An 11,435-nucleotide genomic window follows, 5' to 3' on the forward strand; every position below is an offset into this window, starting at 1 on the left:
CGCACAGCGGGGGCGCGAGGGCGCTGTCTCTTTTTGTGACGGATGCGCCGCCCGCGCGCCGAGTGGACGGTGGATTCCATCCGGGAGGCCTCTCCGTGTGCTCTGACCCGTCCATCCAGAACGACCGCCGTGCTCTGGCCGCCGAGGTTGCCGACCGCGTGCCGTCGGGTGGTGCCCATGGTGTCCGTCGCGCGGTCGCCGACGTTCCCCGCCGGTCTACCGACCGTGGCTCCCGTTCGGGGCACAGGAACCGTGAGCCAAGCCATCGTGTCCGCCGCGCCGCCGATCCTCGCGCCCCGTGGTGCGCGGGGCTGACCCTGCGCGTCCTGGCGCTGGTGGGCGTGGTGGTGGCGTTCAGCGCCTGGGAGGGCTCGCCTCGCGCACAGCACGAACCGCGCAGTGCGCGGCGTGGGACGAACCGCGCGCCGCGTGACATCGACGAGGCGGTGCGTCGCTTCCACGATCCCCGCGGCAGCGTAGACCACTGCGCTCCGCAACCCCCCGTGGACGGCGAGTCACGCTGGCGCTGCCACGCCACCGAGTGCCCGGGTGCCTGCCGGGTCGTGGAGCGGGTCACGGTGATCGGAGAACGGAACGGGCGCTATCGGCGCGTCTCGCAGGAGCGCATTCCGCGAGGGGACACAGGCGCGTGTGGATGCTGCATCAGCAGCCCATTTTGAGCGCCGGGCTGGGGTCGGCGCAGGCGGTAGCCGTCGAGCCCAAACTTCTCGTGACGGATCGTCGTGCCTCGCTCCGAGCCCATCGTGTCGCCCCCCGACGGGGTGCACGGAGGCTCTCATGACGATGGTTCGCAGCTCTCGCTTCTCTTGGTTCGTCGTGGCGCTCGCGGCGGTCGCGCTCGGCGCGGCGTGGGGTGTCCGTTCTTCTGACGACCCGATCTCGCCCGGCGATGTCGTGGTTCCCGACGAGGTCCCGCTCACGCACGGACACGGCCCGGCCGCCCCCGCAGCGCTCCGCCGCCTCGAGCTCCGCGCGAGCGCCGAGCACGCAGACGGGCGCTATCATGCTCAGGTGGCGGAAGGGGTCGCGACGGCGGCGAACCCGGAGCAGGGCTTTGGCGTGCGGGTGACCGCGCGAGGCGCGCGAGTGACCGCCGAAGATCGCGGCTTCGACGTGACGCTTTCGCTCGCCGCCGTGGGTCGTGAGGGGGCCGAGCTCACGCTCGCCGAAGAGGGGCCGGCGGCCCAAGGCAACCGGGTCGAGCTGGCCCGCGGCGACGTGCTCGAGTGGTACCTGAATGGCCCGCTCGGCCTCGAGCAGGGCTTCGAGCTGACCGAGCGGCCCACCGGCGAGGGGCCGCTGCGCTTCGAGCTGGAGGTCGCGGGCCTGGTGCCTGTCGCGCGTGAGACCCACGTGGCGCTGCTCGACGCCCAGGGAACGGACCGCGCCCACTACTCGGACCTGTTCGTGCTGGACGCTGCGGGCGACGAGCTGCCGGCGCGCATGAGTGTGGTGGATGGACGCATCGCCCTCGAGGTGGACGACCGCGGCGCGGAGTACCCGATCGTGGTGGACCCGCTGGTGTCCACGCAAGAGGCGCGGCTGTCGCCAGCCACCGCGCGAACGGGGGCACACGGCTCCAGCGTGGCCTCGGCGGTTACGTCTGGGCTGGGCACATGGGCCGTCGTAGGGGCGCCGAACGACGACCGCGCCGGTCTCGACGCTGGGGCGGCGTACCTCTATCGGCGCAACGCTGCGAACAACGGCTGGGACGCCATCGCCATGTTGACCGAGAGCGGCGCGGGCGCAGGGGCGCGCTTCGGTGCGGCGGTGGCGGTGCATCACTACACGCCCACGCAGATTCGAGTCCTGGTGGGCGCGCCGGGCGCGGCCGGCGGGGGACGGGTGTACCGCTACACGTACACCGTCGCGACCCTGACGCTTGCAGACACAGGCGCGTACACGGCGCCGACCCCCACCACCGGGGACGAGTTCGGCGCGTCCATCGCCGTCAACGTCCCCCTCAACGGGACCAGCTTCGCCATCGGCGCCCCCGGTGTGAGCAACGACACGGGCGCGGTCTTCGTGTACGGCTCCGACAGCTTCGAGGCGACCTTGACGGCTAGCGACGGCGCTGTCGGAGACCGCTTCGGTGCGGCCCTCACGCCCTCCTACATCAACTCGGACGGACTCCTCGTCGGCGCCCCGAACGACGACGCCGGCGCTACCGCAGACGCGGGATCCGTCTACCAGTTCGTGCGGGCGGGGGGGATGCCCGCCGTGTGGAACCAGCAGGCCAAGCTCGCCCACGGTACCCCGGCGACCAACGCACGCTTGGGGACGGCGCTGGTGCGCGTCGCGAATGGGCAGTGGCTGGTGGGTGAGCCGGGGCGCACCAACGGCGCCGTGCATCGGATCACGGTGCAGGCCGGCGGGTTGGTGTTGTCCTCGACCACTACGGCCGCCGACGGCGCTGCCGGTGACGGCTTCGGCAGCTCGCTCGCGTGGTCCGAGGCCGGCGCGAACGACAACGTGCTGATCGGCGCGCCGGGAGTCGACCTCTCGGCCATCTTGACGGGGCAGGGCGCCCTGTATCGCTACACGCTGAGCGGGGCGTTCGTGCTGACGTTCGTGGAGCGCACCACGGGCACGGCCCCGGGGCACGGGGCCGGCACGTCGTGTGCGACGCCCGACGCGACGCACGTGCTCTTCGGCGTGCCCGGTGACGACACGTACGGCACGGACGCGGGGCTGGTGCGCAGCCAAAACCTCAGCCCGAGCGGGTTCGAGCCACCCCTCGCGCCCGACTCGGTGAGCGGTGACCGCTTTGGGAGCGCCGTCGCGCTCGACGGCGACACGGCCGCCGTGGCATCCCCATACGACGACACCATCGGTCCGAACGCCGGCGCCGTCACCATCTTCACACGCTCGGGGACGACGTGGTCCGTACAGGCGCGGCTGGAGATCCCCGGGCATCAGCTGGTCGGCGGTGCGCTGGCGCTCGGCGGTGACGTGCTCGCCATCGGGAGCCAGAACGGCGGCGCGAACACCGTCTACGTAGCTCGGCGCACGGGCTCGGCCTGGTCCGCTCCCGTCGCGCTCGCTCCCATGGGCGTCGCGCTGGGGGATGGCTTCGGCACCAGCCTGAGCCTGCGCCAAGGGACGCTCGTGATTGGCGCGCCAGGGGCGAACGGCGCTGGCAGCGATCGCGGTGCGGTGTTCGTGTTCGTCGATCAGGCAGGGAGCTTCGCGCAGCAGGCGGTGATCACGGCGGGGAACGGAAACGACGCGGATCTCTTCGGCTACGCCGTGGCCGTCGACGGGAACCTGCTCGTCGTGGGGGCGCCCGGACGCGATGGCGGGGGCGGTGCGACGGACATCGGGCTCGCCTACGTCTACACGCGCAACGGTAGCCTCTGGACCCAGCAGGCCATCCTGGCCGGGCCTTCGACGATGGGGTCCGCGTACGGGCGCGCCGTCGCCATCCGCGGAACGCGCGTCGCGGTGGGTGCGCCCGCGGTGCCCGTGGGTGGCGTCGCGATGGGCGCTGGCACGGTCCGCACGTTCACGCGCAGCGGGGCCACCTGGAGCATGGAGTCCAACTTCCTGCTGAGCGGCGGGGCGCTCGGCGACGAGTTCGGCGCGACGTTGGCGCTCGCCGCCGACACCCTGATGGTGGGCGCGCCCGGGCGCGAGAGCGGTGGCCTCACGGATGTCGGCGTGGTCGTGCCGCACCACCGCGCCGGTGGGGCCTGGGTGGCCAACGCCGTCCTCGCCGCGCCGGCCTCCGACGACTCGAACGCCGATGGGTTCGGGCGCGTGGTCGCGGCCGACGGTCACACTGTGCTCGTGGGCGCGCCACTCAGTGACGTGGACGCGAGCGACGCAGGCGCAGCCTATGTGTTCTCCGTGCTGCGCGGCTTGGGTGAGGTGTGCGACGCGAGCGACCAGTGCTCGAGCACCGTGTGCGTCGACGGTGTGTGCTGCAGCTCGGCGTGCGGTGGTGGAGCCGTCAACGACTGCGTGGCCTGCAGCGTGGCAGCGGGCGGCACCACCGACGGCACCTGCACGGCGCTCGGCGCCGCCGCCGCGCCGATGGTGACGTGTCGCGCCGCGTCGCCGAGCAACGCCTGCGACGTGGCCGAGACGTGCGTGGCGGGCAACACGGCGTGCCCGGCGAACGGCTTCGCAGTGAACGGCACGCCCTGCGGCGGAGCGCCGTCGGGCGTCTGCGATGCCCAGGACGTGTGCAACGCGGGCAGCTGCACCGCAGTGTACGCGGGCAGCAGCACGGTCTGCCGGCCCGTAACGGGCGAGTGCGACGCGCCCGAGATGTGCACGGGCTCGTCCGCCAGCTGTCCGGCGAACAACACCAGCGCGCTCAACGGCATGCCCTGCGGGGCCGCGCCGGCGGGGCTGTGCGATGCGCAGGACGTCTGCATGGCGAACACGTGCATGGCGGTCTACGCGGGCGCCGGCACCGTCTGCCGCGCCTCCAACGGGGAGTGCGATGCGGCCGAGCAGTGCACGGGCAGCAGCGCCGCGTGCCCAGCCGACAACGTGAACGCGCTCGACGGCATGGCTTGCGGCGGCACGCCCTCCGGGCTGTGCGACGCGCAGGACGTGTGCGCGGCGGGCAGCTGCTCGAGTGTGTTCGCTACAGGAGGCACGGTGTGTCGGGCTTCGACCGGAGGGTGCGACACCGCCGAGGTCTGCTCGGGGAGCGCCGCGTCGTGTCCCGCGGACGTGAACGGGTGCTGCATGAACGACGCCGCGTGCGACGACGGGAACGTCTGCACCTCGGACACCTGCAACCTGCAGTCTGGCGTCTGTGCGGCTGGCCCGATGATGGCAGGGTGCTGTGTGGAGGACCGCGACTGCCCGCGCAGCACGGTGTGCTCGACGTCCAGCTGCAACACCGCGACGAACCAGTGCGAGACGGTCGATGCGGGGCCGGACTGCTGCGAGCAACCCGCGGACTGCGACGACGGTGACCCGTGCACCATCGACGACTGCAGCGCGAACGCGTGCGTCCACGCGAGCGACCCCGTGTGCAACACCATGGACGCGGGTGTGGGCAACATGGACGCCGGGATGACGGACGGGGACGCTGGCACCCCGATGGACGACGGAGGGGCCCCGTTGGACGACGCTGGTGTCGACCCGGATGCGGGCGTCGATGCAGGCCCCGATGCGTCGGACACGGACTCGGGTACGGACACGAGCGACATGGGTGTCGGCGTGGACGCGGGTCCGCCTCCGAGCGCGAGCGGCGGCGGCTGTGGCTGTACGGTGGGAGACGAGGAGTCCAGCGCGTCGTCCGGGGGATTGCTGGTGCTCGTCGCAGGCCTCGTGCTCGCACGTCTGCGCCGTCGTCGAACGTACTGACGCTGCAAGCGACGCGACGCGCGTGTGGGGGCAGCGAGCCTCTTCGCGCGCGTCCGCGTGTCCGTGCGTACGTCGCCAGTGCGGCTCGGCCTCGCGCGAGGTGCTCCCATCTTCACAGCAATCTGCTATGAGGACGGCTCTCATGCATCCGGCCTTCGCCCTCTCTCGTGTGCGTGTCGCGCAAGCGCGTCGTCGCTCCGCGCGTGGTCCACGGGAAGGCTGGCACACCGCGCTCGTACGCTCTCGGGTGAGGAACCCTCCCGGTCACACCATCCGCCCAGACCGAGCACGGTTCACGAAGGCGTCAGCGTCAGGAGCAGGGTTCGCTCCCTGAGGCCACATGCCCTGGTCCGCACGCCTTCCGATGCTCGCCCAGCTCGCTCCCCTCACTCAGCTGCGTGGGGTGGTGGTCCTGGGCGCAGTCAGCGCGTACTGGGTGTGCGCGTCGGTGCAGCCCGCGCGTGCGGAGGTCCCGGTCGAGGTCGACGAGCCCCGCCCGAGCGCGAGCCTGACCTACGAGCGGCAGCGCGGGGCCGAGCGCTGTCCAGACGACGCCGAGCTCCGCGACGCGGTCTCGGCAAGGCTCGGGTACGTGCCCTTCCGGGACGATGCGCCCCAGCACGTGCGCACGGTCATCCGCGCAGAGCGTGGCGGGTTGCTGGCGACCGTGGACGTGTTCGACGCGGATGGTGAGGTGGTCGGCCAGCGTGAGATCCGCTCGCGCACGCGGGACTGTGAAGAGCTCGCGCGCGGGGTGGCGTTGGCCATCAGCGTGGCCATCGATCCGGTGAGCCTGCTGGGCCCGCCCACCGATCCCGCCCCACAGCCCGACCCAGGACCAGCGCCCACGGGCGGCGACGCCACTCGAACCCCAGAGCAACCGACAGACGAAGCGGCGGTCACGCCGGACCCCGGCACCGAAGGGCCGGACTCCGCGCCCGAGATGGATCCCCCAGGCGAGCTCGCTCCGAACCCATCGAGCGACGTCGTGGCTGCCTCGCCTCCCGGTGAGGGCGCGTCTCGCGATGCGACGCACACGTGGCTCGCCCTCGACGGACAGCTGACGTACGAGGTGGTGCCCCAGCTTCGTCCCGCAGTGGCCCTTCGGCTCGTCGTCGAGCGCGCGCGCTGGGCCACGGAGCTCGTGGTGCGGGGTGTGTTCCCCGCTTCGGCGACGAGCACCCTCGGCCGCGTGACCGCGTGGCAGACGGACCTCCACGCCTACGCGTGCGGCAAGGCGCGCTTCCTGCGTGGGTGTGCGGGGGCCTTCGTGGGCGTGATGCCCGCGCGCGGCGCGCGGATCGATCAGCCGCGGCGGGGTGTGGGGCTCGTGACGGGCGCTGCGCTGGCGTTGGGCTTCGACCACCTCTTCGGTCAGCGCTTCACGTTCAGCGCGCGCGTGGGCGTGGACGTGCCCCTGCTCCGTCCGCGCCTGGAGCTCGACGACACGCGTGTGTGGCGAGGTGCGCCCGTGTCCGGCTTGGTGTCCGTGGGAATCGGGGCGAGACTTCGATGACGGAATCGGCGCCGCCACCCCAACCCCCAGTGAACACCCTCGTGTTCGACGAGGTGTTCCGCACGCACTTCAAGTACGTGTGGAACACGCTGCGGCGTCTCGACGTCCGCACGGCCGACCTCGAGGATCTCACCCACGACGTGTTCGTCATCGTGCACCGCAAAGCCCACCAGTACGACCCTGCTCGCCCGCTGAAGCCTTGGCTGTTCGGCATCGCCGCCAACTGCGCCTCGGACTATCGACGCAAGGCCAGCAACCGTCGCGAGCAGCTGCGGGACGACGCCGACGCCACGACGCCCCACGGGGGCGCGAGCGCGCAGGAGCAGCTCGAAGCGCAGCAGGACCGCGACCTCGTCTTGCGTGCGCTCTCGTCGGTGGACGAGTCCCGTCGCGCGGTGTTCGTCATGCACGAGCTGGACGGCATCGCCATGCCCGACATCGCCCAGGCGCTGGAGATCCCGCTGAACACGGGGTACTCGCGCCTTCGGCTGGCGCGCGGCGAGTTCACCGCGGCCGTCCAGCGGCTGCGCGCGAAGAGGGGGCAGGCATGAGCGAGCACGACCTGCCCGAGCTGGACCCGGAGCTGCGCGCGCTCCTCGCCACGGAGAGCGACCTGCTCGAACCGCCCGATGGCGCGTTGGAGCGCGTCTTCGAGCGCGTGGGGCGGACCGTGCTCGACCCGTCGGGAGGCGATCCATCCGACGACGGCGGGGACGGCGACGCGAGCGGCGAACCCGACGCCGGCGCGCCGGGGACGCCTGGCGGAGAGCCCGCTGGGCCCCCTGGTCATCCGCCGTCCGCAGCGGCCCCGAGCGGAGGAGCGCCGGCCGCCCCCGGGGCTTCCGTCCCGGCCGCGGCCGCCTCCTCGGCGACGGGTATGACCCTCTCCGTACCCGTCATCGCGGCGCTCGCGTTCCTCGGCGGCGTCGGCGCCGGGGCGCTCGGCATGCGGGCCACCGCGCCTCCGCCCGAGGTCCGCGTGGAGACGCGCACCGTCGAGGTTCCTGTGCGCGTCGTAGAGACCGTCTACGTGCCTGCTGCGCCAGCGGACGGAGGGCAGGCAGACGCCGCGTCCGCGCAGGGCGCGGCGGAGGCGGGCACGCGCCCGGCGCGCACGAACGCTGCGAACGACACCGATGCTGCGGTCGTCGAAGCGCCCGGGCCCGCCCGTGATCGCGATCTCGCCGACGAGAACGCGCTGGTGACGCGCGCCCAGGCGGCGCTCGCGCGCGGGCGCGTGAGCGAGGCGCTGGCGGCGACCGCCGAGCATCAGCGCCGCTTTCCGCGTGGTGAGTTCGTGGAGGAGCGTGAGGCCCTCGCCATCCAGGCGCTGGCCCGTGCCGGGCGCGTGGACGCCGCCGTCGCACGTGCCGAACGCTTCCGCGCGCGCTACCCGCGCTCCATGCTGCGCCGGGCGGTCGACGCGGCCGTGGGGGAGCACCCCGCGCCATGAAGCGCATGCGCTCGCGAGTCGCTGCGGCCGTGCTGCCGGCTTCGGCGAGACCCTCGCGTCTGTCGGTCGCCACGGCTGCGCTGCTGGTCTCCCTCACGAGCTGCACCATGGGCGTGGACCTCGGGCACAGCGCGGAGCTCGCCGACGGCGTCCTCCCGTTCGCGGGGCCGCGCAGCACGTGTCTGCTCAACCCCTCGGGCCGCCTGCAGTGCTTGGGTGCCGGCGGCGCCGGACAGCTCGGCCGCGCGCCCGGCTCGCTCGCTTCCAGCTGCGATGGCGAGCCCTGCGAAGCCTTCCCAACCACGTTCGCGCTCGGCGACACGACCTCCGTAGCGCTTGGCGACGCCTTCACCTGCGTGGTCCTCGAGCAGCGCGTGTGGTGCGTGGGCAGCAATACGTACGGCGCGTTGGGACGCGGGACGCGCGACCCCGACGTGCACGCCGAGCCGCTCCAGGCAGACGTCGAGGGCGACGTCGCGGAGGTGGTGGCAGGGCGAGAGCACGTGTGCGCACGCCGCACGGACGGCACCGTTGCGTGCTGGGGTCTGGGTGTGCACGGCGCGCTCGGAGCGGCGCCCGCCGCCCTGGACGACTGCGGCGTCAGCGACATCACGAACGCGGAGCGTCTCGGCGTGGACACCGGCGAGACGCTGCGCTGCACCTCGACGCCAACCGACGTCGTCGGCGTGGACGACGCCATCGGGCTGCGCGCGGGTCCCTTCGGCACGTGCGTGCTCCGCGCGAGCGCGCCGCTGTGCTTCGGTCGCAACGTGGATGGCGCGCTCGGCGTGGACAGCGCCGCGGGCGAGCGCGTCGCCGCGCCAACCGCCCTGCTGGTCACTGACGCCGCCGATGTCGCGCTCGGTGCGCGGCACGGCTGCGCGGTCGACGCAGGCGGACGCACCATGTGCTTCGGCGCCCACGACCTCGGACAGCTCGGCGTCGGAGGGGCAGCGCCCGATGTGTGCGACACGCTGCCCTGCGCCCTCACGCCACAGCGGGTGACCGACCTGGCCGCCGCCCGACGAGTCGTCGCGGGTGACCAACACACGTGCGTGCTGCTCGAGGACGACACGCTGCGCTGCTTCGGCAGCGACGAGCGCGGTCAGCTGGGCAACAGCATGGGGGCGGTGGACGTGTGCGGTGCGATCCCGTGCGCGCGCACCCCCCGCGCCGTAGTGCAGCTCGAGGGCGAGGGCGTCGTGCGTGTCGCCGCCAGCGGAGACCACACGGTGTTCGTCACGGCTGACGCGCTGGTGCAGGCGTTCGGGAGCAACGCGCACCGTGAGTGCGCCGCCAACACCCCAGACCCGCTGACCTTCCCGCAGCGCATCTACGGCATCGGTCCCTGAGGATTTCGTGATGGAAAGGGCCGCCTGCGCCCGACCAAGGAGAGACCCGCCACCTTCGGTCGGGCTCCCGAGGTTCCATGGCAAGCGCAGACATCCACACGTCCCCGCAACGCGTCCGCGAGACGGACGCATCATTCACCGCGGCGGCCCGCATCGTGCGCGGCACGGGCAGCTACCCGATGGAGCGCGCCCTCGCGGTGGTGGCCCAGCTCGGGGTGCTCGGTGGCGTGCTGTTGGGCGGCATCGTGCTCACCGCGCTGCTCACGCTCTACGTGCACAAGGCGGCCGGGGCCGTCGTCTTCCTGCTGCTCTGCCTGGGCGTCGCGTTCCTCCTCATGCCGGCCATCGACCGTCGCCTGTGGGCCATGCGTGCGGCGCTCACGTTCTTGGTCACACGCCAGCTGCTGACCGGCGAGGCCGCGCCGAGCGAGCGCGCTGCGGCCGCGGCCCAGGGCTTCCTGCGCGAGCGCTTCGGGGACCTCGGCCCCGTGGCCGACGCACACAACGACGTGCAGCGCCTCGTCTCCAAGTTCTTCCGCTCCTTCGACCGCCTCGGCGAAGCGTTGCCCATCGACGTCGAGGCGCTGCGCAAGGCGCTCGCGTGGCTGATCGATCGGATCGCGCCGCGCATCGCGGATCTGGCGCTGTCGTTCGCCCTGGCGCGGGGTGCCAAGGACCTGACGCTGGCGTCCAAGGACGCCGTGACCTACGTCGCGCAGAACCCGAAGCCCCTGCTGGGGACGGCGGTGCGCGCCTACGTCATGGAGAAGCTCATCGGTGGGACGGTGGGCTTCATCCTCATGACCCTCGGCTTCGTCGTGGTCGGCGCCATCGTGCGTGCCCTGACCGGTGACGCTGTCGGCGCGTCCGACATCCCGGCCGAGGGGGCCGCCGTCGTCAGCGCGTTCGCTGCGGTCTTCGCGGGGCTGCTGATCGGGGCGCCGCTCGGTGCGCTCGGCTCGTGGTTCCTGCGCACGGCGCTGCTCGAGCCGATCGGGCTGACCATGCTGCTCATCCGCTTCCATCACTGCATCGAAGGTCAACCGGTGAACGCCGCGCTGCGCGCTCGCATCGAGAGCGTCGCGAACGACGTCGGCGAGTCCGGCGGACTGCTCGGGTTTCTCGACTGACTCCCGCCGCAGCTCCCCACCACAGGCAAGGAGAACTCCGTGACCTCGACCGCCTCCAGCACCTGGACCCGTCCTCCCCGAGCCCCTTCATGTGTCCCCTCGCCCAGCGCCGAGGTCTGGATCTATGACGAAGGGCACCTCGAGACCCTCCATCGCGCGGGCGTCCTCGATCCGCACGACCCCCTCGCGTCCACCAAGTTCCGCGCGCTCACGAAGCAGGGGTTGATCGTGGGCTACCAGGTGACCGACACCGCGCACGTGGAGCTGCGCGTGTTCGAGGAGGCAAACATCGCGGAGGTCATGCCACGGATTGAAGTGGACGAGCGCTGGCTCCCACCCGCGCGTGCGTTGCTCGATGCCCCCAGTGGGACCTTGCGCATCGAAGGCCACGTGGGCGGCCCAGTGCCGGGCTCGCGCTGTGCCCGGACGATGGTGGTCACCCCCGGGCGCTACCGCGTCGTGCTGCATCGGCGCACACCCGCTCCCGGGGCGGCCGCGCAGCACGTGCTGTTGCTGCTCTCGGGGGGGCGGGACGAGGACGCTGCACAGGATGTCTTGCCGTGCCCGCTGGCCCTCGCGAGCTTGCCCGTGTCACCTTCGGTGGCGCGCTTTCGGCGCGCGGATTGAGCCGCAGG

General features: G+C 72.5%; 7 protein-coding genes. All 7 read left to right on the top strand.

Annotated features, from left to right (window positions below):
- Positions 1-798 precede the first annotated feature (798 nt).
- Entirely contained in the window at positions 799-5,349 is a 4,551-nt protein-coding gene (locus H6726_20160) for a hypothetical protein (protein MCB9659975.1), read from the top strand.
- Between the two features lie 340 nt (positions 5,350-5,689).
- Positions 5,690-6,865 carry a hypothetical protein gene (locus H6726_20165; GenBank protein ID MCB9659976.1) on the top strand — a complete coding sequence of 392 codons (1,176 nt, stop codon included), beginning with the start codon at positions 5,690-5,692 and terminating at the stop codon, positions 6,863-6,865.
- Between the two features lie 29 nt (positions 6,866-6,894).
- Positions 6,895-7,416, top strand: coding sequence for a sigma-70 family RNA polymerase sigma factor (locus tag H6726_20170; protein MCB9659977.1), 522 nt, complete (start codon positions 6,895-6,897; stop codon positions 7,414-7,416).
- Complete coding sequence (gene bamD, locus H6726_20175; GenBank protein ID MCB9659978.1) at positions 7,413-8,318, top strand: outer membrane protein assembly factor BamD; 906 nt, start codon at positions 7,413-7,415, stop codon at positions 8,316-8,318. The genes H6726_20170 and bamD overlap by 4 nt, the downstream gene beginning before the upstream one ends.
- The gene (locus H6726_20180; protein MCB9659979.1) at positions 8,315-9,670 is read left to right on the top strand and encodes a hypothetical protein; all 1,356 of its coding nucleotides are present in this window, start codon (positions 8,315-8,317) and stop codon (positions 9,668-9,670) included. The genes bamD and H6726_20180 overlap by 4 nt, the downstream gene beginning before the upstream one ends.
- A 77-nt stretch (positions 9,671-9,747) precedes the next feature.
- The gene (locus tag H6726_20185; protein ID MCB9659980.1) at positions 9,748-10,800 is read left to right on the top strand and encodes a hypothetical protein; all 1,053 of its coding nucleotides are present in this window, start codon (positions 9,748-9,750) and stop codon (positions 10,798-10,800) included.
- 39 nt (positions 10,801-10,839) lie between these two features.
- A complete protein-coding gene (locus H6726_20190) occupies positions 10,840-11,427 on the top strand; it encodes a hypothetical protein (GenBank protein MCB9659981.1) in 588 nt (195 codons plus the stop codon).
- Positions 11,428-11,435 lie beyond the last annotated feature (8 nt).

The organism is Sandaracinaceae bacterium, assembly GCA_020633055.1.
Lineage (GTDB): Bacteria > Myxococcota_A > Polyangia > Polyangiales > Houyiibacteriaceae > JADJJE01.